General features: G+C 65.6%; 16 protein-coding genes. 7 read left to right on the top strand and 9 right to left on the bottom strand.

The features are described 5' to 3' along the window. The first annotated feature begins 64 nt into the window (after positions 1-64). Both ACVTJA_RS43800 and ACVTJA_RS43795 read left to right on the top strand, forming a co-directional pair. Positions 65-2,128, top strand: a complete 2,064-nt coding sequence (locus tag ACVTJA_RS43800) for a TonB-dependent receptor plug domain-containing protein (RefSeq protein ID WP_465829665.1) — start codon at positions 65-67, stop codon at positions 2,126-2,128. A gap of 23 nt (positions 2,129-2,151) precedes the next feature. Continuing rightward, positions 2,152-3,411: an ABC transporter substrate-binding protein gene (locus ACVTJA_RS43795; protein WP_465829664.1), complete on the top strand. Its 1,260-nt coding sequence runs from the start codon at positions 2,152-2,154 to the stop codon at positions 3,409-3,411. Between the two features lie 25 nt (positions 3,412-3,436). Here ACVTJA_RS43795 and ACVTJA_RS43790 read toward each other — a convergent pair whose 3' ends face one another. The 3 genes from ACVTJA_RS43790 to ACVTJA_RS43780 all read right to left on the bottom strand — a co-directional run bounded on the left by ACVTJA_RS43790 (position 3,437) and on the right by ACVTJA_RS43780 (position 7,232). Further along, entirely contained in the window at positions 3,437-5,176 is a 1,740-nt protein-coding gene (locus tag ACVTJA_RS43790; RefSeq protein ID WP_465829662.1) for a hypothetical protein, read from the bottom strand. A 207-nt stretch (positions 5,177-5,383) separates the two neighbouring features. Then, entirely contained in the window at positions 5,384-6,268 is an 885-nt protein-coding gene (locus ACVTJA_RS43785; RefSeq protein WP_465829660.1) for an SAM-dependent methyltransferase, read from the bottom strand. A 67-nt stretch (positions 6,269-6,335) separates the two neighbouring features. Further along, positions 6,336-7,232 carry a hypothetical protein gene (locus ACVTJA_RS43780; protein WP_465829659.1) on the bottom strand — a complete coding sequence of 299 codons (897 nt, stop codon included), beginning with the start codon at positions 7,230-7,232 and terminating at the stop codon, positions 6,336-6,338. Between the two features lie 346 nt (positions 7,233-7,578). On the opposite strand from ACVTJA_RS43780, the gene ACVTJA_RS43775 reads away from it, so the two are divergent. Then, the gene (locus ACVTJA_RS43775; RefSeq protein WP_465829658.1) at positions 7,579-7,737 is read left to right on the top strand and encodes a hypothetical protein; all 159 of its coding nucleotides are present in this window, start codon (positions 7,579-7,581) and stop codon (positions 7,735-7,737) included. Between the two features lie 18 nt (positions 7,738-7,755). On the opposite strand, the gene ACVTJA_RS43770 is transcribed toward ACVTJA_RS43775, so the two are convergent. Then, positions 7,756-8,649 (bottom strand): GNAT family N-acetyltransferase, encoded by an 894-nt coding sequence (locus tag ACVTJA_RS43770; protein ID WP_465829656.1) that lies wholly within the window; start codon positions 8,647-8,649, stop codon positions 7,756-7,758. Positions 8,650-8,905: 256 nt separating this feature from the next. Between ACVTJA_RS43770 and ACVTJA_RS43765 the strand changes: the two genes are divergently transcribed. Together ACVTJA_RS43765 and ACVTJA_RS43760 are read left to right on the top strand one after the other, a co-directional pair. Then, positions 8,906-10,462, top strand: a complete 1,557-nt coding sequence (locus ACVTJA_RS43765; RefSeq protein WP_465829654.1) for an amidohydrolase family protein — start codon at positions 8,906-8,908, stop codon at positions 10,460-10,462. Positions 10,463-10,606: 144 nt separating this feature from the next. Then, positions 10,607-11,278: a carbonic anhydrase gene (locus ACVTJA_RS43760; RefSeq protein WP_465829652.1), complete on the top strand. Its 672-nt coding sequence runs from the start codon at positions 10,607-10,609 to the stop codon at positions 11,276-11,278. Positions 11,279-11,303: 25 nt separating this feature from the next. Here ACVTJA_RS43760 and ACVTJA_RS43755 read toward each other — a convergent pair whose 3' ends face one another. After that, on the bottom strand, positions 11,304-12,221 hold the full coding sequence (locus tag ACVTJA_RS43755) for a hypothetical protein (RefSeq protein ID WP_465829651.1): 918 nt from the start codon (positions 12,219-12,221) through the stop codon (positions 11,304-11,306). Between the two features lie 126 nt (positions 12,222-12,347). On the opposite strand from ACVTJA_RS43755, the gene ACVTJA_RS43750 reads away from it, so the two are divergent. Both ACVTJA_RS43750 and ACVTJA_RS43745 read left to right on the top strand, forming a co-directional pair. Continuing rightward, positions 12,348-12,845, top strand: a complete 498-nt coding sequence (locus ACVTJA_RS43750; protein WP_465829649.1) for a GNAT family N-acetyltransferase — start codon at positions 12,348-12,350, stop codon at positions 12,843-12,845. A gap of 288 nt (positions 12,846-13,133) precedes the next feature. Next, positions 13,134-16,349: a tetratricopeptide repeat protein gene (locus ACVTJA_RS43745; protein ID WP_465829647.1), complete on the top strand. Its 3,216-nt coding sequence runs from the start codon at positions 13,134-13,136 to the stop codon at positions 16,347-16,349. Between the two features lie 130 nt (positions 16,350-16,479). Here the strand turns inward: ACVTJA_RS43745 and ACVTJA_RS43740 are convergent, their stop codons facing one another. The 4 genes from ACVTJA_RS43740 to ACVTJA_RS43725 all read right to left on the bottom strand — a co-directional run bounded on the left by ACVTJA_RS43740 (position 16,480) and on the right by ACVTJA_RS43725 (position 25,404). Continuing rightward, entirely contained in the window at positions 16,480-17,790 is a 1,311-nt protein-coding gene (locus tag ACVTJA_RS43740) for a hypothetical protein (RefSeq protein WP_465829645.1), read from the bottom strand. Positions 17,791-18,164: 374 nt separating this feature from the next. Next, complete coding sequence (locus ACVTJA_RS43735; RefSeq protein WP_465829644.1) at positions 18,165-20,759, bottom strand: hypothetical protein; 2,595 nt, start codon at positions 20,757-20,759, stop codon at positions 18,165-18,167. Between the two features lie 16 nt (positions 20,760-20,775). Continuing rightward, complete coding sequence (locus ACVTJA_RS43730; RefSeq protein ID WP_465829642.1) at positions 20,776-24,243, bottom strand: hypothetical protein; 3,468 nt, start codon at positions 24,241-24,243, stop codon at positions 20,776-20,778. Between the two features lie 402 nt (positions 24,244-24,645). Continuing rightward, complete coding sequence (locus ACVTJA_RS43725; protein WP_465829640.1) at positions 24,646-25,404, bottom strand: hypothetical protein; 759 nt, start codon at positions 25,402-25,404, stop codon at positions 24,646-24,648. Between the last annotated feature and the right edge of the window lie 11 nt (positions 25,405-25,415).

Raw genomic sequence — 25,415 nt, 5'->3', positions numbered from 1 at the left:
CGGCCCGACGTCAAATGGTGCATCGCGCCGGAACACCTGGATTGCCGTTGACGCAGGACGGTACATGCTTCGTGCCGTGCGCGTACCCCGCTCCATGCTGCCGAGGCTCGCGGTGGTGGCCCTCCTCTCGAAGGCCGCACCGGCCGTCGCCCAGGAGGAAAAGCCTCTATCGGAGCGGAGCCTCGAAGAGCTCATGGCCACGCCGGTGGTGACTCCCACCAAGGAGCCACGCCGGGTGCGCGAGGCCCCAGCCATCATCTCGGTGGTCACGCGCGAGGACATCCGCCAGTGGGGCTTCACCTCCGTGGGCGAGGCGCTCCAGCTCGTTCCTGGACTCTACTGCACGCACGACTACCTGGCGGCGGACTGCGGCGTCCGCGGCATCACCGGTGGACAACGCGGCTACAGCAAGAACCTCAAGGTGATGGTGGATGGACAGCCCATCTCCTTCCGCTCGGATACCACGAACCTCCTGGGGCCCGAGTTGCTCCCCATCGACCTGGTGGAGCGAATCGAAGTCGTACGCGGCCCGGCGTCCGCCGTGTATGGCGCCAACGCCTTCTTTGGCGTGGTGAACATCATCACCCGGCAGCGGCGCGACGCGGTGACGGCCGGCGCGCACGCACAGCTGAATGATGACCTGGGGGGTGGCGTGTCCGCGGAGGTCCTCGCGGGCAGTCACGCATGGGGCATCACGCTGGGTATCTCGGCGCAGCGCAGCGACTATGACGGGCGGCGGCTTCCTTCCTCGTCACCCGACTTCCCGGTGTTCGAACAGGCCCGCAACCTGGAGTCACGTGACGCCATCACCCGGCCCCTGAGCACCCTGGCCACCTTTCACCTCGATGTCGGAACGGTCTCCTCGGAGGTGCTGGCGCGCTATGGCCAGCTCGACACGGTGGCTGAGTTCCTGGACTTCGGGGCGCTCACCCACGAGAACCGGGTCGCACTGCACATGTTCGACGCCCGCGCCAGGACGCGCTGGCAGATGGCCGAGCGACTGGCGCTCGTCGGCAGCCTCGCGCTGGCCACGGGAAGCCCCAGCCAGAGGGAGCGGCTCAGCATCGGCTCGGAAGAATCCTATCCCAGGCGGGACTTCGGCTACGACGCGTGGGACGCGGTGCTCGAAGGGCATGCCCGCCTGTTCCGGGAGGACTCCCTCGTCCTGGGCGCGGACTACACGCGTGACGATGAGGACCTGCTGGAGGTCTTCCGCGTCGACCGCGACACCGGCGAGCAAACGCGCCTCAGCCCCGAGGCGGGGCACAAGCTCTTCACCAACGTCGGCGTCTACGTGCAGTACGTGGCCCACCCGCTGGATGTGCTGAGCCTGACGGCGAACGCGCGCCATGACCGGCACAACCTCTACGGAGACACCACCAACTACCGCCTCGGCGGCGTCTGGACGCCGAGCGAACGCGTCTCCGCCAAGCTGCTCTTCGGAACCTCGTTCAAGGCACCGGCGGCGCTGGAGCTCTACGCCCAGCCCCTGTTTCCGGGCGACGCCGTGGGCAACCCGGAGCTCCGCCCCGAGACGGCCCGGATGCTGGAGGGAGAAGTCCACTGGCAGCCCTTGCCGACGCTGGCCTTCGCCCTCGCCGGCTTCTTGAGTCGTGTGCGTGACAAGGTGGAAGTGGTGCCCTTCGGGTCCAACTTCCAGCCCAGGAACACCGGGCGTCAGGATGGAGTGGGGTTGGAGGCCGAGGGGCGGTGGCTCCTCGGACGGCACACCCTCAGCGGCAGCTACGCCTACCAGCACACCGACACGAAGTCCTCCGACATCTTCCTGGGAGAGGTCTCCACGCCCACGCAGCGCTACCCGCGCGTGACGGCGCAGCTTCGCTGGCAATACCGGGGGCCCGTCCTGGGGACCTTCAGCGCGGCGCTCCGTCATGCCTCCGAGCGCAGGGCCACCGTCGCCAACGTCCGGGCGAACCGGCTCCACTCCTACGAGCTGCCCGCCTGGCTCGTGCTCGACGCCGCGTACCTCCAGTCGTGGGGGCGGCACACGCTGCAGATTCGCCTGGGAAACCTGCTCGACCTCGACGACCCGGAGCCTGGCTTCGGGGGGATTGACGTGCCGAAGCGGGGACGTGAGCTCATGCTCCGCTACAGCTACGAGCTGTAACGGCGCGCGAAGGGGGAGTCTTCATGCGGCTCGGAGTGTTCGCGTTGCTCCTGGCGCTCGGCTGCGACACGTCGTTGTCTCCCGAGCCGCCGATTCCCGACCCGAACCGGGTCCACCTCGGCCTGCTCCAGGCATTCGGCGGGCCGGGCGGTTTCGATGGGTTCTTCGCGGAGAAGGAAGCGCGCCTGGCCATCCAGGAAATCAACGCCGCCGGGGGCGTGAATGGCCAGGAGCTGGACCTGCTGCTGGCCGCCACCGAGCGAGGTGACCCCGACCCCACCGCCATCACGCGAGCGTCAGCCAACGAGTTGGCGGACCTCGGAGTGGTCGCCATCGTGGGGCCGCCCACCAGCTCGGATGTGCTCGCGATTGCGGACCTGGCGGTCTCACGGCGCCTTCCCATCATCTCCACATTCTCCACGGCCGCGGTCATCTCCGAGCTGGACGACGACGACTTCGTCTGGCGCATGCTCCCCTCGGACGAATTCCAGGGTCGGGTGCTGGCGGACCGGATTCACCGGGATGGCATCGACACCTTGAGCATCCTTCACACCAACACCCCCTATGGTGTGGGCCTGGCGCGGACACTGCGAGCCGCCTTCGAGCAGGCAGGAGGACGGGTGTTGGCCCAGGTGTCCTTCCCCGAGGCGAAGACGACCGACTTCGGAAGCGAGGTCGCCGCGGCGTTTGCCCAAGGCGACCCGCCCGCCATCGTCCTCATTGCGAGTGCCTTCGAAACGGCGGGCATCTCCACCGCCCTGCTCGAGCGCAACCCCATGCCCCGGCCCGCGCTGTACGGTGTCGACGCCAGTCGGGAAATCGCGCTCCTGGGGAATGCACCGCCCGAAATCATCACCGGCATGCGAGGCACCCTGCCCACCGCTCCACGGGACAACCCCAGCACGCTTGCCCACGACATGGCCTACCGGAGCGTCCTGGGGGAGGAACCGCAACAGTCCATGCTCCCCGTCTATGACGCCGTGTACCTCATCGCACTCGCCATGTTGCAGGGCGGCGAGAACACCCACGAGGCCGTGCGCGCCCACCTGCGCGAAGTATCCAGGCCCGACTCCTCGGCCCCGGTCTCCGTGGGCGTCGGCACCGAAGAGTTCCTGAAAGCCGCCCGCAACGTCGGTGGCGATCTGGACTTCGAGGGCGCAAACGGCGGCGTCGACTTCGACGCCCACGGCGACATCACCCGCGTCACCTACGAAATCTGGGAGATTGTCAGTGGCCCCGAGGGGCTCGCCTTCATCCGGCTCGAAGAGGTGACCCTTCGCTGAGCCGCGCGACCACCGCGCCCCCGGCTCAGCGGTAGAAGCTGACTTCGTAGGTGAGGTCACGGCGCTCCCCGGGCTCCAGGGTCACCGTCCACTCCACATCGCTGTGGCTGTTGACGGTCGCCAGCCGGTAGTCGTTCCAGTCGTCGGTGCGGAAGTCGTCCACCTTCACGCGCCCGCCAGCCGACACCTGCTCCACCTTGCCGCCCGTGGACAGCCGGACGCGCAGGGGCACCCGCTCGCCGCGCGGGTTCGAAATCGTGAGCGTCCCCTTCTTGCGGATGAGGGCGTACTTGCTCCGGTTGCTCTCCAGCGCGTCTGGCTTGTTCGACAGCTCGGTCTCCTCGTGGAACGAGCGCACTCCGGTGGCGATGGTGAGGGGGACGAGGGTGCTGGTGCCCCTGGGCGTGAAGGTGAGCAGCTCCTGGGCTTGCGGGACCTGGCCACGCATCATCAGCACCGCCCCCGTCGTCAGCGGGTACTTCGTCCCGTTCTTCAGCTCCAGCTGGTGCCATACCTTCCCCTGCGCGAGCCGCAGGGGCGAGCTGCTCCCCTCCGCTCCCGCACTCCCGTATCGCACCGTGTCCGCGTCATGCGCGTCGCGCTTGACGTCCATGTCCAGCGTGTAGAGGTCGCGCGTGGGCACCTCTTCCTTCCACAGGGGCACCACGGCGCGAGCCCCCTTCGGCAGGTCCAATGACGCGAGTGGGTGGATGAAGAAGTCGGCCGACTCCTCGGGCCCGCCGAAGTCCGGGATGGCCGGCGACGCGGTGTCGCCCTCATTGCCGCGCCACTCGCCCGAGCGTTGGGTGAACATGGCGTTGCTCATGTTGTTCTGGGTGCTCATGAGCGAGGGCGCCGCCTGCGCCAGCGTGCTGCGCACCACGCCTTCGAGGCTCAGCGGCGAGGCCACGTCCCGGAAGCGGAAGTTGGGCACCCCGACGACGAGGTCCACGGCGGCCCCTCGGATGTCCTCCAGCTCGTTGAGCAGCTCCGCCTGGAGCGCGAGCGCGCCCTTGCCGCCCTCCCGCATGTCGAGCCGGTACGTGGGAATCCACCGCAACCCCGGCGTGAAGTAGACGAGCCGCACCGAGAGGGGCTTGCCCGCGGCCTGGGGGCCGAAGTCCAGGGACAGGCGCTTGCGCTTCTCCTGGGTGCGCACCTTGCGCTTGCATTCCAGCGTCAGCTTCGGGCCGGACACCCGGCGGATGTCCCGTCCCGCGAGCACCACCGTCCCTCGCTCCGGCACCGCCAGCGCGACGAGCGGCTCCTGCGGAATGGGGGCGGACGCGACCAGGGACTCATACGCGGAAGTCGAGCGTGGCACCGGCTGGACGCCTGGGTCCGCCTCTGGCAGCTCGAGGACGGTCCCCGTGAGGGACAGGCCCTCCAGCTCCACGGTGACCTGTTTGCCCGGGTTCGCGGCGAGGATGGCCGCAGGGGCCGTGCAGGGGGCACGCTCCTCGCGCTCCACCTCGCGCTCCACCCACTCGGCGCGCATCACCCGCACGGCGGGCCCGCTCTCGCTCCACGCCCAGAACGTCCCGAGCACGGCGCCGTCGGGCACCTGCTCCGTGAAGACCTGGCCCCGCGTGTCCGCGGTGGCCTCCGCGTGCTTGAGCAGGAGTGCGTACCCGTCCTTGAAGATGACGACGCGCTCGGTGCGGAGCCGCAGCTCGCCCGAGGGCCCTCCATTCGTCAGCACCGCACCTTCCGCCGTGCATCCGCTCAGCATCATGGCCAACACCCCCGCGATGAGCCGACCCATCTTGTCCTCCGTATCGATGAGGAGCAGGGTACGCAGCTCGGGGCGCGCGGTGTGTAACTCGAATGTAACCGCGGGACGGACCCGCTGATGCGCAAGTGCGCTTCAGCGAGGCCTGGGGCAGGAGCGAGGAGTCGCAACCATCGAAGCAACAGTAATCGAATAACCGAAGCCTCATGCCAGCGAGTCTCGTCCGTGATGGGTCCGGCTTCAGCCCCGCACTCTCGCCACGGCAATGGCGTTGAAACTGGCCAGACGGTACGGGTCCGAATTCTTCGGTGCCTGCGTGAAGTAGCGGGTTGCCATCACGTCCGCCTTCACCACTTCCTCGAGCCCCAAGCCGTGCTGCTCCAGGAAGGCGGGCAGCTCCTCCGGGTCCAGGCCGAAGATGAAGGGCTCGCCCTTGCGCTGCACGTAGCGGCGCTGCTGCTGGGCGCCGAAGGAGGTGTCGCTTCCCTCCACGATGCTCCGGTGGAGAAGGTCGAAGATGATGGCGCTGCCCGGCCCCGACCGCTCGCGTACGAACCGGAGCACCTGCTCCACCGCTGACTGCCGCAGGTAGTACGTCACCCCTTCCCAGAGGAAGGCCGTCCTGGCCGTGGTCGAATAGCCTGCCTCGGTGAGGCGCTGCTCGAGGGAGTCCCGCTCGAAGTCCACTTGAACGTAGGTGACCTCCGCCGGAAGTGCGCCGAAGAGGCGCCGCACCCGGGCCTGCTTCAGCCGCGAGGTTGCGGGGGCGTCCACCTCGAACACGCGGGCTCCCGCCGCGCGCAGCTCCTCGGCGAAGCGGTAGGCGCGCGTGTCATAGCCGGCGCCGAGCACCACCACCTGTCGTGCTCCGCCTCGCACCTCCTGCTGGAAGAAGCCGTCGAAGACCCAGGTGCGCGCGCCCACGAAGGCGTACGAGCCCGGCATCAGCTTCGTGTAGAGCCGCAACGCTGCTCGCCGCAGCGGCTCTACCGAGACCAGCACTTTCAGAGGCGCGGAAAGAAAGCGGACGGCGACGTCGTCGGGCCCCCGAAGTGCCGGCTCGCGGTGCATCGATGCCCGGGCCAACGCCGCCAGCTCCGCGGTTCGACTCGCCTTCCTCGCCATTCGCGCCAATCCTCCCGCGCGCCATCTACTCCGGGCGCGTTGCGGGACGCTACTGGAAGCGCGTGGTCTACTTCTTCGCGGTCACCTGCACGTGGGTCGTCGCGGTGAGCGTTTCAGAGAGACCGCTCACGTCGGTCCTGACCGTGCCGGTGCCGACCTGCTGGCCCCTGACGGTAAGCACATAGCTGGCCGAGCCGCCGGCGGTCGCGGCACTGGACGTGACCCGGAGGTCCTGCGTCGGCAGGACCGGCTCCATGTCGCCCTCGCCGATTGCGTTCTCGGCGCCGACGAGGAAGGGGGTGCCCGGAGCGCCCGGGAGGTTGCTCGGGTCGTAGGCGTACGTGATGTCCTCGACGCCATTGACTCCAATCCAGACCTGGAAGACGCGGCCGCTGAGGGTGCCGAATACGTTGAGCCGGAACTCGACGACCACCCAATCACTGACACCGTCGGTGAGGGTGGTGACGTAGATACCCGGCGCGCCGGTGCCGTCGAGGTCGGTCCAGAACGGCGCCAGGATGTTGTTGGGCCGCGTCGCGCTGGGACCGCCAGGCAGGTCGCAACATTGGTTGTCCTCGGAGGTGCCGCCGCCTACGACGATGTATCCGTTGGAGTCGACGCCGATGCGGGTCCACGTCTGGCCGGCGTACTGGAACGCCGGGACATCGAAGTTGATGAGCTGCTCGTCGCCGATTGGGATCGGACTGACGCCAAATGCGTCGAGCGGGATGTATCCAGCCAACGAGCCGGGAACCACCGCGGGCACCCCCGGACTCGCGTGAGCGAGCGAGACGTCGTGGCGCTGGGCATGACGGGCGTCGATGAGGGTGGCGCCGTCGGCGCCGACGATGAGGAGGTTCTTGCTGGTGACCGTGTCGAGGTCGAGCACCACGTCCTCGAACGAGCGATTGGTGACCGTGACCTCGCACCGCGTCGTCTGAAGGCGCGCGATCGTCTGCGGCACGCAGCTCTGCGAGAGCTCGACGGCGACCGCTGCTGGCGTCGCGGTCGCACCGTGTTCAGCGTGTAAAGCTGCAGGAGTCGGCTGCTCCGTCGCCAGACGAAACACAGGTGCCTCGGAGCCTCGCGCCATCGCGACAGCCGAGGCCAGGCCAACAAGGCAGGAAAGGCTCCCCGCAATGAAGATCAAAGGACGTCTGCCAACGACTCTGGCGCGTCGTGTATCCGGCTGGTTGCGTGGGGTCATGACTCAACCTCCCGTCACGTGAACCCCTACGCTAGTTACGGCGAGGCACTGGAGGAACCGGCGCCACTCGTGCAAGAGCTGTGTCGGGTGCCAACCAGACGGCGTGCTCACCGCGCACACCTTCTATCCGGACGAGTTCATCCGAGGCCTCATCGTCGCCATGGTGCGGAAGTTCAAGCCGCTGGCCCGCGTGGACGTGGACACGTCGAAGCCCAGCCTGTCGAAGGGCGGCGAGACGACGGCCTGGCGCATCACCTGGTAGCGCGCCTCTCCACCCTGGCTATTCGTTCCGGAAGTCCTTCCGCTCCAGGATGAAGCGCTCGAGGTCCTCGTCCTGGCCCAGGTGGCGGAGCGCTCGCGCCTGGTGGCCCGCGTGGCGAAAGCCGACCTTCTCCAGCACACGCCGGGAGCCGGGGTTGCGCGAGAAGCAGTTGGCGTGGATTGACTCCAACCCGAGCGTCTCGAAGCCGTAGCGGACCAGCGCACGGGCCGCCTCCGTGCCCAGGCCCTGTCCCCAGTACGCACGGCCGAGCCAGTAGGAAAGCTCGGCCGTGAGGGGGCGCTCCTCTCCGGGCTCCACCAGTCCCGCCACGCCCATGAGCTCGCCGGAGTCGGGGCGGCAGAGCGCGAAGACGTGGGCGCGCGCGTCCAGCGAGGCGAGCCACGCTTCCGCCAGGCCGTCCTCGAACGGATGCGGGATTCCCGCCGCGTTCGCCGCCACCTCACGGTCACCCGCCAGCCGCTGCACCGCGCTGGCGTCTTCCGGGCGGATGGGACGGAGAATCATGCGGGGCGTCTCGATGGCACGGCCCCGGGGACTGGGCGCGAGCGCGCGGCGGATGACGGGGAGCAGGTCGGTCGCACCGAGCGCGTCCAGGGCCAGGTCCCATCGGCCCTCGGCGCAGAGACCGCTCAGCCCTCCCTCTTCGTACGCCTGCGAGGCCGCGGTCCTCAGTGCTTCGCGTACCGCCTCGGCGACCACGCGCCCGGCCTCGTCACAGCGTTTGCACTCGAGCTCGACGCCCAGGCGGCTGCGCCGTCCCTCCTCCGTGAGGACCCAGGGGCGCACCGTCCACGGCGGGTCATGGCGCAGGTGCTGCCGGTGGCCACACTCGAGGTCGGCAACCTGGTGGCCTTCCGCGTCGAGATGGAAGCCTGTGATTTTCTGCCTCATCGGGGTCCGAGCCTCCGCCGGGTTTTCTACGCCGATGCCAGCCCGCGGAGGAGGAACCGCTCGAGCTCCTCGTCCGCGAGGTGAGTGGACATGGCTTCTCGGGAATGCGGAAAATTTCACTTATGCGCGATAATAGGGCTCGACGGCGTGTTCCGTTATGCACTAGGGTTGCAAAAATCCAACGGAGACAGCGTGCGTGCCTCGGGGAGAGGCGGCACGCCCAATGACTCTGGGGCACCCAGAGGGGGTACGAGACATGTGTCAGCGGCTCTGTGGAAACCACTCGGTACACGACGACAAGCCAGCGAAGGCGGGCTCTTCCCGTCGCGAGTTTCTCTCGGTGGGGGCTTCAGCCCTCGGTGCAGCGGCGGTCTCGTCCATTCCCACGCAGGTGCTGGCTGCGCCCGCGCAGGGGGATGGGGCGCGCGAGAGCGGCGCCAGCGAGCGTGACATGCCGGTGGAGACCGGTGCCGCGCGCCGGCGCTACCTCATCAAGGGCGGTGCGGTCCTCAGCATGGACCCGGGTGTGGGTGACTTCGCCCGGGGCGACGTCCTCATCGAGGGCAAGAGAATCGTCGCGGTCGGGCCCCGCCTGCACGCTCCGGATGCCGCGGTCATCGACGCCACCGGCATGATTGTCATGCCGGGCTTCGTCGACACGCATCACCACCAGTACCAGACCGCGCTGAGGAACTTCCTGGCCGACGGCCTGCTCTTCAACGACGGGCTGCCGCACGGCCAGAAGAACTACCTCGACTACGTCCACTCCACGATGACGCCGGTCTACAGGCCGAAGGATGCCTTCATCGCCGAGCTCGTCTCTTCGCTCAGCCAACTGGACGCCGGAGTGACCACGGTCGTCGACACGTCGCAGGTGGGCCACTCTCCGGAGCACACCGATGCCGTCATCCAGGGGCTTCAGGAAGCGGGCCGTCGCGCTGTCTTCGTGTACTCACCGGGCGTGGGCCCCCGCAGCATCTTCCCCAATGACCTCCATCGAATCCGGAACCGCTACTTCTCCTCGGCTGACCAGCTCCTGACCCTGGCCATGGGCGGAGAGGTGTTCGACGCCGCCTTCCGTACCCAGTGGTCGATTGCGCGCCAGAACGGCCTGCACATCGTGTCTCACCTCGTCGGCAGCCTCGGCCAGGGGACGCTCGTGGAGCAGCTCGACAGTGAGGGGCTGCTCGGGCCCGACATCGAGTTCATCCACGCCTCCCGCCTCTCGGAAGGCTCCTGGCAGGCGATGGCTGATTCGGGCGTCACCGTCTCGATTGCGGCCCCCATCGAGATGACCATGCGGCACGGCCTGCCGCCGCTCCAGACCGCGCTCAATCACGGCATCCAGCCCGCGCTCAGCGTCGATGTCGAGTGCACGATGGCCGCGGACTTCTTCACCCAGATGCGGACCGTCCTCACGCTTCAGCGAGGGCTCATCAACGAGCGCGCGCTCAACGGGGAGACCAACCTTCCCGAGCTCCTCACGTGCCGCGATGTCATCCGCTTCGCCACGGTTGAAGGGGCCCGGGTCGCCCGGCTCTCCCACAAGATTGGCTCGCTGACTCCGGGCAAGGAGGCTGACGTCATCCTCCTGCGGGCGGATGCCATCAATGTGGCCCCGCTCAACAACGTGCCGGGCGCTGTCGTGACGTTGATGGAGCGCAGCAACGTGGACACGGTCATCGTCGCGGGACAAATCCGCAAATGGCGAGGCGCCCTGGTCGGTGTGAACTGGCCTCATCTCCGCGCCGCCCTCGAGGCGTCCAGGGACTTCATCTTCCAGGCCTCGGGAGTCGCGCGCTCGCTCTTCTGAAGAGGGCGCTTCGCGGGCCCTGCGTGAGCGTGGCGCCGGTGGTGGGCTTCGTCCATCACCGGGGCTCGCCATGGCGCACGAAGTGCGACAGAGGCCATTCTTCGGGGTTGTGAGTGCCCCCGAGCCTGGGGAAGGCTCGGGGACATGGAGAAACTCATCCCCGGCCTGCATCACTTCCAGACGGAGACCTTCCGCTCCAAGCAGGAGCTCTATTCACGGCTCGCCGAGGCGCAGAGCCCCGAGGTGCTCTTCATCACCTGCTCCGACTCGCGCGTGCTCCCCAACGAGCTGACGGGCGCCGGGCCGGGGGAGCTGTTCATCATCCGCAACGCGGGCAACATCGTTCCCCCGCACGGCACCGCCAACAACGGCGAGGCGGCCACCATCGAGTACGCGGTGGCGGCGCTGGGGGTGCGCCACATCATCGTCTGTGGCCACACCCGGTGCGGCGCCATGCAGGGCCTGCTGCAACCGGAGCAGCTCTCGCGGCTGCCCGCCATGCGCGAGTGGCTGCGCCATGCCGAAGCCACCCAGCGCATCATCGAGGAGAACTACGGCCACCTGACGGGCCCGGCCCTGCTGGACGCGGCGGTGGAGGAGAACGTCCTGGTGCAGGTTGAGCACCTGCGCACCCTGCCCACCGTGGCCGCGGCGCTGGCCCGCCGCCAGTTGAACCTCTACGCCTGGGTGTACCAGCTCGAGGACGGCTCGGTGCACGCCTACGACCCGGCCCAGAGCCAGTTCGCCCCCGTCGTCGAGGTGGACGGAGACTCCACCCGCGCCCGGGGCCGCTTCGGTCTGAAACAGGTGTTCTGAGCGGCGGGCCGGTCCGCGCCCCAGCCTATTGGGGCGGAAGAATGGGAATCGTCATCACGTTCGGCGCCGCCATGAAGGTCTTGCCGTCGGGGCGCTTGAGCTCGGGGCGGCCGTCGGGGCCCGCGCCATTCTTCCAATCATTGAGCTGGCCCATGAGAAGCCACTGGCCCTGTCCGCTGGGCGAGGTGGGCTGCTGGTAGTGGGCGAAGGCCGTGGCGCCCGTGCTGTCGTCTTTGTGCCCCGTGGGGTGTGAGTAGTCCGCGGGGCCGAGGGTTGCCACGTGGGTGAGGTACTTGCGCTCGTCCAGGAACGCCTTGAGCTCGTCCGGTCCGTTCTTCGAGAAGTTCGCGTGGTGGACGAAGGACAGCGTCTGGCTGTCCTTGTCGTGGAAGGCGTGGACCGCGCATCCGTTGAGCGGCCCGGTGATGACCATCGACGGCTCCCCCGGCTTGGGATGCAGGGGCACGCCCTGGATGCCCGCGAACTTGCCTTCTCCTTCCGAGAGGTAGTGCAGGTAGTGCACCTTCGCGCCTCCAGGCGCATTGGCTGGACTCAGTGCGAGGTTCGCGTTGCCTCCCGGCCGCTGGAAGGCATTCAGCGTGACGACCGATTGGCTCGCGGGGACGAAAGTCCCGTTCGGCGTGGGGAGCGGCAGTCCCGGTGGCGGCGTCATGTTGTACGCGTTCAGGACGTTGTTCTTCGCGAACTTCGCGGGGTCGTCGGCGAAGCCCGAGGTGACGTCCTTGCCTCCAGGCGGCGGTCTCGCCGGAACCTGGACCGAGCTCGCCTGCGTGCTCGGGCCCGACTGGAAATTGTCGTGGCCGCCGCGCGGCTGCGTGGGGGTGGTGGGCTTCGTGGGCTGAGTCGGGGACGGCGACGTCTCGGTCTGTCGCGGTCGGGTGGGCGAGGGCGAGCGGGAGATGCTGCTGCCGAGCTTCTTCATGGGTTCGTCTCCATCAGGGCGCACACGACGCGAGGTCCGGTCCGAGCTTCCCAGTTGTCGGAGCGTAGAACGAGAGCGCCGGGCGTGAAATCGTGATGCCGCGCCCGCGGGTATCATCCGGCCCCGATGCTCGCACTTCGACCCGCCGTCCCCGCCGACGTTCCCCTGATTCTGTCCCTCATCCGCGAGCTCGCGGAGTACGAGCGCGAGCCGGACGCGGTCATCGCGACCGAGGAGTCCCTTCTTCGCGACGGCTTCGGCCCGCGGCCGCTCTTCGAGGTGACAATCGCGGAGTGGAACGCGGAGCCGGTGGGATTCGCGTTCTGGTTCCTGACCTACTCGACGTGGCGGGGCCAGCCGACGCTCTACCTCGAAGACCTGTTCGTCCGCCCCGGCGCGCGTGGGCACGGCATCGGGAAGCGCTTCATGCAGCACCTCGCGCGCGTCGCCGTCGAGCGGGGTTGCGGGCGCTTCGTCTGGCAGGTCCTCGACTGGAACGCGCCGAGCATCGCGTTCTACGAGTCGCTCGGCGCGAAGGTGCTCCGGGAATGGCTCACGTGCCGGGTCGAAGGCCCCTCGCTGGCGGCGCTCGCGGGTGAAGTAGCGGGGCGCGCGGAGCGGTGAGCGCGATGGCACTCCGTCCGCTTCTTAGCTCCGGCTTCTTCTCCGATGAACTCCATCGCTCACCGCCCCCTACGTCGGCGCTCTTATTCGCGCTGCGGCAATCTAGGGCTTGGTGAGTCTGCCTCCACATCCGTGGCTGGCCGGCGACTTCATCTCCTTTATGCTCAACGGGGGAGTTGAAGGTCGCCGTGCGCGAGGCGGCCGGACTGATCAAAGCGTTCCTGGGCCATGGCGCATGTGACGGCACGGACCTGTCATTCGACTCGAACGGGAAGCAGGGCACGGTAGATGAAGAGTACCTCCGTTTTCATCTCGTACGCACGGCAGACTAACCTCGAAAATGCCCAGGCGCTCCACGCCGCGCTCGGCAAGGTCGGTGATGGGCTGGCGTTTCTGGATAGCCGCGATATCGAGCAGCGCGAACACATCCCGGGGACGCTGGCGGACGCGCTGTTCAGCTCCCGTGTCGTCGTCATCTTCCTCGACAATCAATACTTCGAACGGGCGTATTGCCTTCGTGAGTTTCACGCAGCGGCGGCTGCGCCTGCCCTGTTCCCACCTCGTTCGGGAATGGCGCGCAACGATGATTCCGCGATCGTCCTGGCGCTGCCGCCGGGTCCTACTCGTGTGGAGTTGCTTGATCGACTACCGCCCCATCTCCGGCATGGAAACTGGCCCAGGGCGGACGAAACCGGGAAGATCGTCGAATTGGTGCTTGCCGGGCTGAAGGCAGTCGACAGGACGCTGGGAGAACGCCTCTCGTCCGCTGGGGGGCTCGAACCGACGAAAGCCATCCTGTTCCAGCAACCCGCTCCCGAGCGTTCCTCTGGCGTGCCGGTCTACCCGCTCGCGCGGCGGCCTTCGCTTGGCGCGGCGTTCGTGGGCCGTGGGGATGAGCTGTGGCGCATCCATCACGCGCTCGTGACGCTGCGGCGCGACCCGTCGCTCGCCGCAGCGGGAACGGTCGTGCTCGAAGGCGGTGGAGGCTTTGGCAAGACCCGACTCGCGACGGAGTACTTCCATCGCTTCGGCGTGAGCCACTTCACCGGGGGCTGCTTCTGGATCGAGGCCGACACCAGCGAGGAATTGCTGGAGGTTCAGTTCCACGGAATCCTCAAGGCGCTCAGGCCCGAGACCCCCGAGCTTGCCGAGTTCCAGAAGAAACAGCTCCCTGTTGCCGAGGAACTGGCGAGGGCGATTGATGCCTTGCCCGCGACAAAATCCGTCCTGTTCGTCGCGAACAACGTGCCCGAGCCTGCGCCAAGCGAAACACCGAAGCCGCTCTCGACGTGGTGCCCCTCGTTCGGAAGAGTGGCGCTCCTGGTGACCTCCAGGGTGCGGTACTCTCTTTTCGAGGCCGGAGTGGAGGAAATCCATATCCATTCCCTCCCCTCGGAGTCCGCCGTTTCACTGCTCGCCGACAAGGTGCGGAACCAACTGCCGAGCCAGGAGCACTGGGCGCGGATCGCCACCTGGGTCGGAGGTCTGCCCCTGGCCCTTGAGTTGCTGAACCGGCTCTTCCGCGCGCATGCTCTCTCACCCACCAAGCTCTTGGCCCGGCTGGAGAATGAGAGCCCAGTTCGGGGACTAGAGCCCTACCTGCAAGCGCTGCGTGGCCGATTCCCGCGGGATGCATTGCGAGGCATCACCGAGACGCTGCTCCTGTCCTACGAGAAGTTGCCAGAGGACGCCCAAGAGGCGGCCCGACTCATCGCCCAGTTCGCTTCCGAACCCATTCCCGAGGACGTTGTCGACGCGTTCGGCCCTGAGGTCATGAGGCCCGAGACAAAGTCGACGCTCATCATGCGCTCCTGGGTCTCGGAAGTAGTTGGCGGTGACGTCGCATTCCTTGGAACGATGCATTCCGTCTTGGCGGAGTTCTTGCGCCTGCAGTCGGCAATTCCCGAGGCAGAAGCCATCCATGCGTGCAACACGCTGGCCGACGTCATGGATCCAGAACGATGCCGTGCCCCAGAGGACAGGCATCTGATGCGCGCCTGCTTGCCCCATGCGGAGGTGCTGTTCCGACGTCTGCTTCGTGGCTTCCCTCAAGAGCAGCTAGCAGCCCTGGAGCTCGGGTTCAGCATCAGCGTCTTCCTTCTCACTCAGGGAATGGAGCGAAGAGCGCGTGAGACAGGCGAGCAGCTCCTAAAGGAGGCTGTTGCCCTCCTGGGACCCGAGAATCCCACCTCGCTCGATGCCAAGAACAGCCTCGCGACGATCCTCTATGAACTGGGAGAGCTTGAGGAAGCGCAGCGCCTCCACGAAGAGGTACTGGAATCGAAGCGTCGCATCATGGCTGAGCACGACCCGCGGGTGCTGCTCACCCTCCACAATCTTGCCGCGACCGTCAAGCGGCGGGGGCAGTTCCAACGTGCGTTGGAGTTGGAGAAACACGTGCTTGAGGTGGAGATGCGGATCCTTGGTCCGGAGCATCCATCCACGCTGATGACGATGGGCAATCTTGCCTCGACCTTGATGCATCAAGGCGAGTACGCCACCGCCTTGGAAGTGGAGACGGAAGTCTTGGATGTTCGGAGAAGGGTTTTGGGCGAGCTTCATCCCGAGACACTGCTGTCGCTCAACAACCTCGCCGTGGCCCACAGCAAGCTGGGCGACTTCGAACATGGGCTGGAGTTGAGCCGGGAGGGGTTGGACATCTGCCTGCGCATCTTCGGGCGCAAGCACCGTCAGACCATCATGTTCATGCACAACGTTGCGACGGACCTCAAGGAGATAGGAGACCTGCCGGCGGCCCGTCGGTACTTCGAGGAGGCTGTGTCTCTGGCTGAGGAGGTGTTCGGGTCAGAGCATCCAGATACGCTGACCTACAAGGGGCATCTCTCCCTATCGCTGCGGTCACAGGGGCATTTCGCGCTGGCTGAGAGACTCGGGCGCGAGGTGCTGGAGACCAGCGGACGGGTATTGGGCGAGCAGCACCCTGAGTTCATCGAGCGTATGATCAACCTCGCCGAGACCCGTCGTGCGCTGGGAGACCTGCCTGGCACTCGGCAACTCACGGAAAAGGCCGTCGCTCAAGCACAGCGGATCCTGGGGGATGACCACCCCATGACCCTCGTAGCCATGCACAACCATGCCGGAGTCCTGGCCCAGATGGGGGAACTGGAGCAGGCGCTGCGCATCTTTGAACGACTGGTTGATATTAAGCGGCAGAAGTTGGGCGAGGACCATCCCGACTTCTTCATGACCCTGGCGGGCCTCGCGGGCGTTCTCATGGAGTTGGGGCAGTGGCAGACAGCCTTGGAACTGCAACGAAGGGTGCTCCTCGCCGCAGATGCCTCACTCGGGCGTCGGAACCCCTTCACCACCATCTCGGCCGGCAACTTCTTCTCGGCACTCTATCGGCACAAGCGGATGCGCGAAGCCGTACCCGTTTTCGTTGAGTACCTGCAATGGTTGGCAACTGCCGATGTCGATTCCCTTTCCGTCGAGCAGAAGGCGGCCCGCGAGATGGTGATCGCGTTGATGCGCGGGCTTCCCTAGAGCTGGTCTCGAAATTGAGCCAGGGGCCTGATGAAGGCCGCTCGGCCGCCCGGCAGTGCGCGACAATCGTCGATTCGTATGGTCAACGCTGCCGAGTGGACCTGGCCGATGAACAATAGAGCCTCATCGATCACGCATTCTTCTTTGACAGCTCTTTGATGCTCTTGCGATCTAACTTTAGTTTTGTGCCTCCTGGTATTTCAAGCGACGCCTCTGCTGATGCACCTAGCAATGCAGATGCGAGTTGATCTGCTGGATGAAGTGGCTCAGTCTGAACCGCTCTCTCGGCAAATAAGCTGTTCGTGAGCCGCTCAAGAAGCTCGCGCGGAATTTCAGTGCCTTTGTCCTCTTTCCACTCCATAGCCATTTCAACTACCCAACTGGCGCGATCGAGGTCCAGTTGAAATCGCTTTTGCCGGAATTCTTCGTCGGCATGTGCTTGGAACCAATTGTTGTTCCACCGAATGAAGAAGACAGAGGTGCTTGCGAAGGCCACGGCGAACGCCAATTGCCTAAGGATTGTCGAGATTAGCGCGGGCTCTGACGGAGACTGTCCAGAGAGGATGTCCTTGACGCTGAGATATGAATAGATGCCCAGCCCGCCACCAAACACTAGGAGCAGGAGGCTAGTGAAGACGAGTACAGGCCATCGCAGCTTGCGAGTACCTTCAGTCAGTTCAAATTTGGTGCTCCGCTTCTCTAGTTCTTTCTTCAGTTCCTCTCTGAGGTTTCTGCGTGCATATCGGCTTTCTTTGTCGTCAACTTCTTTTAGGCGAGTGGCTAGGGCTTCTTCGCGTCTATTAAGTTCGGCTTCCTTTTTGGCATGCTCAGCTCGAAAGCTTGCTTGCAGTTGTTCATTGTCTTTCAGTAGCGCGTCCTTGCGCGCAAGATACTCAGTCTCAAGCTTCTCTCTTGTTTGCCGGATTTCGTCTGTAACCGCCCTGGTTGCCCTGAGTGTTGCCGCCTCCAACTTGCTGAGTTCTGCCTCACGGATTTCATAGTGCTGCTGAGCTTCCTTGCCAAGTAGATCGATGATTCCAGAGCGAGAGTTGAGCGACTTCAGATTTTCCTTTAGTGCTTTCGAAAGGCCATTGATTTGTTTGCGGCCGACAGGATGTGGAGTGTTGTTGTTGTTTGAAAGCGAAATGTGGAGATTGTCCGTCGCCTGGGTGGGATCGCGATTGACTCGAACAAATAGGTTCGGTCCAAATGCAAAATTGAATGACTTGATTAGATGGGACTGCTCGTTGAAGACCTCCTCGAGCTCCTGGGTCGGTGGGGCATCCCCTTGGAGGGTGGTTGAAGGGCCGCCGACTTCATATTCCAGCGTAACATTGATTCCCGCCAAGCCGTTCTTCGACAGGGCCGAACGGATGACCGTAAAGATCTGCTCGTCAGTATTCTTGATGATTCTGATATTTACATCTTGCCAGTTGCTCATAAGGTGTGCGCGGAAGTTGTGGGGTGGGACGCGTGACGTGTCGCTTACAGCAGCCGTGCAAAAGGGGGCGGCAATGGTGGCGTAGAGTAGAACCGATCGCGGAGTTGAGCGAGCCCCTCGTCCTCGTAACTCTTTTGACGGAAGCTCCCTCCCGGGTACTGCGTTTCGGCTGCCCGTAGTCTTGCTTCGATGAGATCCCTGTCTACATACCAACAGTTCCGTCCATCGTCTTGGAGCGCATGAAGAGGTGATCCTAAGCTTGACCTGCGGAGCCGGGGCAACTCCAGTCTTCACCTTGGAAGAGGGAGGCCCGCGTCCGGTCAGGGCAGTGAGGAGCTTTCCGGTCTCCCTCGGCCGCGAGTTCCTTCATGCCCCTATGGGGGAAAAAGGGCTTCCAGGGCTTCCCGCTCGGCGCTGGCGGACAGTGTGAAGCGCGAACGCCATCCGTGCTCGCGGGCCTCGTTGAGCCACGCGAGCGCGTCCGCCGCGGCTACGCCCCTGCGGAGCAGGGCGAAGTAGAGATGCGCGAACTCGTCCGCGAGCCGGCTGGCGAACGTGAGGGGGTTGTCCACGTTCACGGAGACCTGGACGGAGGGCTCGCTCCCCGGGGCCGTTCCCCGCAGGTGCTGGAGTCGGAAGACAGGGTGCTCCTCCACGTTGGGGAACGTCCCGATGAGCAGGTTGCTGGAGGGATTACTCTCGACGGTGATTTCCAGCCGGCCCAACTCGGCGCGGAGCCACCGCTGCGCAGCCTCCAGCATCCGTAGCTCATGGTCGTACGCCAGGATTTCGATGGGGCGCTGACCCGGCTCGAAGACATCCGCGTCAGTGAGGTGCCGCCAGACGTGCCGCAGGAGCCGATGCGCTGGGGGCTGGCTCACCACGAAGGGGTACCCGAGCTGATTGAGCACCGCGGGGTCATGCCGAAGGCGCCGCGCTTCGATTTGTTCATCGACGCTGATGACGCTGGGGCCATAGATACCCCGTGACAGCCGTGCGGCCTCGGCGCGCACGAACTCCACGCGGCCCACGTCTGCGGGAAGCTCTCCGCGCTGGTACCGGGCCAGCTCCCAAAGCAGATCATCCAGCCGCTCCTCGGCCGGCTGCATGACGATGCGAGAGTGAGAGGCCCAGGTAGTGGGAGCCAGTCCCAGCGCGATGCCGTGGCCGATGCGGTCTCCATAGGAGAGCAGGCCGAACTCGATGGTTTCGTGGATGCGCCGGAGGCCTTCCACCAGGCGGCGGAAGTCCTCTCCCGCGTGGAGAGTGGTGCGCAGGGGAGAGACCTGCCAGCTCGGCCGAAGCTGTGCGAGCCGGGCAGAACACTCGGCGGAGACCGCACGTAGCAGCTGGAAGAGGGGAATCAGCGGCCAGGTGGGTATGGAGAGCTCGAGGTTGGCGACATCCAACCCGCGAAGCACGAGGAGCAACTCGGGACTGTGCCGGAGCGCCCGTGCCACCGCTAACGCCCGTTGTCGCTGATCGTGAAACCACGGCCCATAGCGGCAGCCGAAAGCGATGTGGCGAGGGTCTGCCTGGAGGCGCTTCACACCGCGACTCGTCCACTCCCGGTTCTTGATGAAGTGGAGCACCAGGCCGACCTCCGGCCTGGCTCGCCCCGGCGGAGGCTCGAAACGCGCGGCCTGGCGGGCCACGTTGCGAACGGTGTGGAGGACCTGGAACCACCGCTCGTCCGGGGCTGTCCGTGCCTCCAGCGCGCCCAGTTGAAGGTCCTGGGACTCTACCGCGAGCGCGCTCTCGAAGGTGACTTCATCCACCGACTCACGGAGCGCGGAGATGCGGTTGTAGTGGCGGGTGAACCAGTCCAGCCCCGCGGTTCCCGGGTCCTCGACGAGATAGCGGTAGGTGATGCAGCGGATGCGTTCGTATTGCCAGAAGGTCGCCGCGAACAGCTCATCGGATGCGCCCCGTCTGAGCAGGAGCCCGATGGCCCGGCTCGCGAAGCGGGTCTCGGGACTGGCCAGCCCGGGCGAGGGCTGGAGCCAGCCGGCCAGCGGATCCCTCTCCAGGACCTCGGCGAGCGAAGCGGGGCGTTGCGCCGGCACCGGGCCGATGAGGTGGCGGTACAGCCCACGCAGTTGAGGGAGTGTAAACGTGCTGGGGGCCGTGAACCCGTGCAACTCATCGAGGACCCGGTGATGGAGCCGGAGGAGGTCCCGAGCTCCCCAGGGCCACTCGTTGCGCGAGAGGTCCTCGGGCAGCTCGCCCTGGAGGAACTCGGAGAACGACACGAATCCAATCCGCTCCACGCGCCAGAGGAATCGGCCGAGCACCGTCCGTGTGATGGCTGCAATGAGCAGCATGCGGAGGAAATGCCGAGTGCCGCCGAAGGGAGGCGGCCCGCCCCGCTCCAGCTTGCGCTCCTCCGGAGTGTCACCCGCGAGTCCCCGCATGAGCCCGGACCACAGCGTCTCGAAGGGAACGGCCGCGCCGACGTGCAGGTGGGTCTCCGCTGCGGGCTGGTCGAGCACTCGCGCCAGGGTCGGAGTCACCAGGGTGACGCGGTCCGTGGAGGGTTGGACGCTGGAACCCGCCGCCATGGCCGCGATGACGAGGTCCATGGGTATCCGGAAGGAGAGCCAGCGCACCCGCGAGGCCGCCTCGGCTAGCGGCAGCTCATCGGAATGCCGGAGACCGATGCGGTTGCCCAGGTAGAGGAAGTGCCCCTCCGCGAGCCGGGTGAGCACGTTCGCGAGTGGAACCACGAATTCGCCATTGCGGAACCACACGCCGTCGCGGAGCTGGTTCAGGACTTCTAGGGAGGCGCCCCCTGCGCGTACCCGGAGCGAGTTCTCCAACTCCCTCGCCAGCTTCTCCGTTGGCTCATCGAGAATGCCAGGCGCCGTGCGCGCGAGCCGGATGGTGCGGTGCTCGAAGGCCGCCTCCGAAGTGAACGGCCACGCCTCGACCTCGGCGATCAGGTGGTGGTGAGAGGGCGTTCGGGCCACGGCATCCCTCCTGGACTCAAGGCTTCAACAACTTCGGAGATGACGGCTTCTCAATTTGTACGACCCAGGGGTGGTCCTCACGAGTGCTATCAATCTCACGGATGCCCGTCTCGATGTCGGCGGCTACCACGCCGGACATCTGATTGAGCAAATGGGTCCGGCGAAGATCGCGCAATTCTTGTCGCGTCTGCTCGTCCATCTTCCCGACTGCGGAGAGCAGTCCCGCCGCTGCCGCGTCGGAGAGCCCGGACTCGGGAGCCGCCATCACTCGAGCACGCATGGCCCAGCGCTTGAATTCTTCAAAGCGTTCTCCCGCAGCAAGCGGGATACTCGCCGTGGCGAGAAGCTCCTCCCCCAGGAGCATCCATTCTTCAGGACCGAATTCCGCTGAAGGAGCCACACGGCCAATGATGCGGGACCGGAATACCCTGAGTGCGGTGAGAAGGTACGCGTACCCGAGCTGGTCGATGGACTCCACAAGCAGTTCCTTCCGCCCGGAGAGAATCCTGATCCGCTGCTGGTTGAGCACGCCCCGCCAGCCCGAGAACATCAACTCCCAGTCGAACAGCGCTGGCCAGGAAATGGTGGGCCACTGAGCCTGCAGCTCTCGGATAATACCCCTGATCGGTCTTGCACCCGGCAGCCGGATGGAAAGCCCCGGCCAGAACGCGGGGAATGGATCTGGCGCGCTGGGCACGTCCTCGGAATCGAGGTCCTGTGTATCAGCCCGAAGGTCCCAGGCGATTCGATACAGCGCGTACTGATACGGCGCCATTCCCGGGGGGCCAGGAGGGGTGAGCATGTTGAATGTCAGTCCGAGGTTTTCGTGGCGGACCTCTGATGCAAATTTGTCGAGCACTGGCTGCAGGAGGATGTCGTCGACATACAAGTGCCGCGTGGCCTCTTCAAAACGTATCAAAGCAGCAAGCCCGGTATCATCGTCACGCGTGACAACCTTCCAGAGCTCGTACAACAGCGCTGCAGGGCGTCCCCGGGACGCATAATCCTTCACCGCCGCGAGCCAGGAGGGGAGCAGCTCGAGTGGGAGGCTGGCGAGTTCGCTATTACGTTCCGGTGACACATAATCTGCCAACGTATCCATTCCAGAAACAGAGGACCGGTCCTCGATCGGGACGGAAACTTCGCTGAGCGCTGTCCTGGGATTGAACTCGAGCCTGGAACCGCGGGCAACCTCCTCATGCTCAATCAATGTGAACCAGGGATGCGCGGGGATCATATTATTGATTTGTTCGATCAATCCCCGCGCCGCGTCACGTAGCACCTTCGGTTCCGCGCCCACCTTCCACCGCGCGGTCAGTTCGACGTGAGCAGCGCGACGAGACCGCAAGAATCCTCGAACCGAGGGCCAGATGGGTTCCATGGTTCGGCGGAGCCCCTCCAGGAACTCCCTTGCGCCAGCATTTGACAATCCCGATTCCGGCGCGGCCATGAGCCCAGCGGATCGTATTGCCCACGAGACGAACCGCTCGGACCAGTCTCGATGGCCTACCCCCTGTATGAGTGTGGAGACCTCGCGCGCTGTGATTTCCCACGACTCACGCTCTCCGCCAGACTTCCTGATGTCACCGAAACCAAACTTCAGAATGTCTTCAAACGAGCGGTCTCCCCTGACTGCCTTGACGACGGCATCCAGGAATTCATCCCTATGGTGAGCAAACCAACATACAGCGCGCAAGAAGCGCTGGGCCAACGTATCCACCATCTCGCCTTCAAGTTTGAATCGTCGCGGAATGAGGCGCTCCCAGGCGATTCCGAACAGTGCATGGTCCAGCAGTGTCGGAAAGTCCGGGAGAGGCCATGGAATCGATACAGGCACTTCGACTCGAGGATGAACCAGGGCTCCCAGTGAGACTTGACGATCTTCGACCTCGGCCAGCCCGGAGTCCATGTTCTCGGCGATATTGATCGCGAGAAGCAATGCGGCCGTGAGCCGGGCGGGCACTTGCTTCGAGTCCGCTGTGCGCAGCTCGGTGCGGTTGGGCCGCACGAAATCGATTCGCCAGTTACTCTCAGTTGTTCCCGTGGCGAGGACCCGGGGCACGTCGCGGAGGAGGAGCGGCCCAGTCGTGACAACGAAGCTACTCAGGTGCTCATCGCGTCTTATCAGGTCCTCGAACTGCGAGACCTGATCGTCAGGGATCCGCGGGTCGCGAAGAGCCGAATCCCAGAGCTCCTGAAAGATGCTGCTGACGCGCTCCCAGGGGGCCTTCATTCCTGCTGTCCGCCGCTGGATGTGCGCCACGAGATCCTTGATGGCACGGAGCCGGCTCGGGAAGACCTCCACGAGTTGGGGCTGGAGTTCGAAGAGGTCCAGCAGCGGTTGGGTACGACGCTCCTGCTGCGAGGCGGTGCTCAGGAGGGGTATCTCCTGCTCCAGGAGCACACTCACCTGGGGCATACGTTCGTCCGTCGTCAGGGGCTTCAGGAGATTGCGTTGCGAGAGAGGAATCGTCTTCTCGTAGATCTGCTGGGAGAGCGCCCGCAAACGGCTGGTGGCATGCTCGGGAAGCTGCAGGTGTTCCTTCAGGCTCGCCTCGATCACATCGAGGAAGGTCTGTGAGGTCCCTGTCAGGACGAACGCCACCCGGGGATGCCAGAGCGTGCGGACCAGCTCCAGCAACTCCAGACAGAGGCGCGGGTTCATGTCTGCGTCGTCAATGGCGAGCACGAAGAGCGGCTCGGCCTTCAAGCCACTCCACGCCTTGTAGTCCGCCACCAACGCGTCCACGAAGGCTCGGAAGCTCGTATCGAGGTCCAGGCGCTCCCGCTCCGACTGTTCCAGCTCGAAGGCATAGGTCTCCGGGTCCACGTGGGCCCGGCGCTTCGACAGGTTCCCCTCCCTGCCCGCAGCGACCGACTTCAGCAACTTGCGCCAGTACGTCCGGGACTTCAGCTCGCGCCTGGCCGAGAGAGCCCACCGCTCGGAAGGAGGCGCCGCTGGCGTCGCGTAGCCCGGATCCGCATCCGCCTCCATGGCCAGGATCACCTTCTGGAGCACGCTGGTCAGGTGCATCGCCAGATTCGTGCCCGGGGGGAGCGGGAGCAGGTCGATGTGATCGAGCGGGACGATGTGCCGCTTGGCTTCGTCGAAGTACTTGAGGAGTTCCTTCGTCTCCTCTGTAGGTGGGCGGTTGAGGATGGGTTGCTCCAGCGCATGGAGCAGGGTGATGAGCAGGGCCGTCTTTCCTGAGCCCCTCTCGCCGTCGATCAAGATGACGTGATTGCGGCGCACAGGGTCGATGTGAGGGAGGAAGGTCACCGCGCCCGCAGGCGCATCGAACTCCTGCAAGCGTCTGCCGCTGGGCGGAGCTTTCGCGATCCGGACGAGCAACTCCAGGGTCTGGCGCGCCGCCTTCCGCTGGTCTTCCGTCATGTCCCCCCAGGGAATGATGAAGCTCTCCAGCCGGGGCTCGACGTCCGGCATCTCTCCATCCTGCTTCGATTCAGACTCGCTGTTCTCCATCGCTCCTGCGACGAAGCTGTGCACTCCCCGCGGACCTGAGCAATCAGCACTCCAGCGTACGCTGCCCGATCTTGCAGTCCGAGTTCCTGCTGGGGACTTCCAATGCTCGTAGCGAGAACACTTCCCCCGGGAATTTTTTCCGGTCACGCGCTGGGGTGGGCCGTGCCGTCCTACCCTGAGCCAGAAAAGTGTCGCCTCATCTGACGTGCTGGGCTGATGAGGCCTTGGGAGAGCGAGCAGGCAGGATGCGGTGCCATGCTCGGCTGCATTCGAATCGCAGATGGTGAAGCGGATGGTGGGGCGAGGCTGCGCTTCTTCTGGATGAGAGGCCGGTGCCGGTAGGCCCTGGCACCCTCGGCCAGGTAGCAGGGCGCTAGCTCCTTCAACCGCGTGTCAGTGCCGCTACACCCGCCGCACCTCGCGGATGATGCCCGTGGGCTCGGGCTCTCCCACCGCGACGAGTTGCTCGAGCTCTCCACGAATGAGGAACTCGGCCTGGGCGAGGAAGAAGCGCTTCTCCTCGCGCAGCTCGGTGCCTCGTGCGAGCCCGACGAGCACCATGCTGGGCCGCAGCAGCCGGATGCGGACTCCGGACCCGTCCGTTGCCGAGTCGTCCAGGTTGCCCATGCCCGAGGACGCAATCAGCGCCGCGCTCAGCGCGCTCGACAGCAGCGTGTCCGCGGCCCCAGATTCCTGACTCCAGGCGCGGATGATGAGCGGGATGTCACAGGGCGCACGTTCGAGGAACCCGTTCGCGCGCTCTCCTCGCAGCAGCGCCACCACCGCCACATCCGCCTGCGCCGGAGGGCGGTAGAAGCGCACGGTGCGGCCCTCCACCAGATAGTCGTCGCCTCGGCGCAGCGGCTGGCCGGGAGGGGACTCCACCTCCACCACCTGTCCCAGGGCTCCTTGCGGCAGGACGAAGTCCACCTGCTTCCCGTCGGCGCGCCAGCGGTGCACCGCGAAGTGGAAGGCCGGCTCGCGGCGAGCCGTCAAATCCTCTCCCTCGGGCAGCTTCAGCTTCAGGCTCGCTGCCGTCACTTCGACGAGCTGGGTGACGTCGGCCGCGGGGCCCAGGGATGGGCCGGTGGCCACGTCGACATCGTCCGGCAGCGCGGACATGAGCGCGTCATGGAAGAAGGTTTCGACGGAGACCAGCATGCGGGTGGAAC

The sequence above is a fragment of the Pyxidicoccus sp. M6 genome (assembly GCF_055568925.1).
Note: the sequence above shows the minus strand (reverse complement) of the source record. Positions and strands in the feature narration are given on the sequence as shown.

Bases quoted from the DNA above. Each gene is read 5' to 3' on its own strand.
- ACVTJA_RS43755 (WP_465829651.1), bottom strand. From the start codon at position 12,221: ATGAAGAAGCTCGGCAGCAGCATCTCCCGCTCGCCCTCGCCCACCCGA.
- ACVTJA_RS43750 (WP_465829649.1), top strand. From the start codon at position 12,348: ATGCTCGCACTTCGACCCGCCGTCCCCGCCGACGTTCCCCTGATTCTG.
- ACVTJA_RS43785 (WP_465829660.1), bottom strand. From the start codon at position 6,268: ATGGCGAGGAAGGCGAGTCGAACCGCGGAGCTGGCGGCGTTGGCCCGG.
- ACVTJA_RS43740 (WP_465829645.1), bottom strand. From the start codon at position 17,790: ATGAGCAACTGGCAAGATGTAAATATCAGAATCATCAAGAATACTGAC.
- ACVTJA_RS43800 (WP_465829665.1), top strand. From the start codon at position 65: ATGCTTCGTGCCGTGCGCGTACCCCGCTCCATGCTGCCGAGGCTCGCG.
- ACVTJA_RS43730 (WP_465829642.1), bottom strand. From the start codon at position 24,243: ATGGAGAACAGCGAGTCTGAATCGAAGCAGGATGGAGAGATGCCGGAC.
- ACVTJA_RS43760 (WP_465829652.1), top strand. From the start codon at position 10,607: ATGGAGAAACTCATCCCCGGCCTGCATCACTTCCAGACGGAGACCTTC.
- ACVTJA_RS43725 (WP_465829640.1), bottom strand. From the start codon at position 25,404: ATGCTGGTCTCCGTCGAAACCTTCTTCCATGACGCGCTCATGTCCGCG.
- ACVTJA_RS43790 (WP_465829662.1), bottom strand. From the start codon at position 5,176: ATGGGTCGGCTCATCGCGGGGGTGTTGGCCATGATGCTGAGCGGATGC.
- ACVTJA_RS43795 (WP_465829664.1), top strand. From the start codon at position 2,152: ATGCGGCTCGGAGTGTTCGCGTTGCTCCTGGCGCTCGGCTGCGACACG.
- ACVTJA_RS43765 (WP_465829654.1), top strand. From the start codon at position 8,906: ATGTGTCAGCGGCTCTGTGGAAACCACTCGGTACACGACGACAAGCCA.
- ACVTJA_RS43770 (WP_465829656.1), bottom strand. From the start codon at position 8,649: ATGAGGCAGAAAATCACAGGCTTCCATCTCGACGCGGAAGGCCACCAG.
- ACVTJA_RS43745 (WP_465829647.1), top strand. From the start codon at position 13,134: ATGAAGAGTACCTCCGTTTTCATCTCGTACGCACGGCAGACTAACCTC.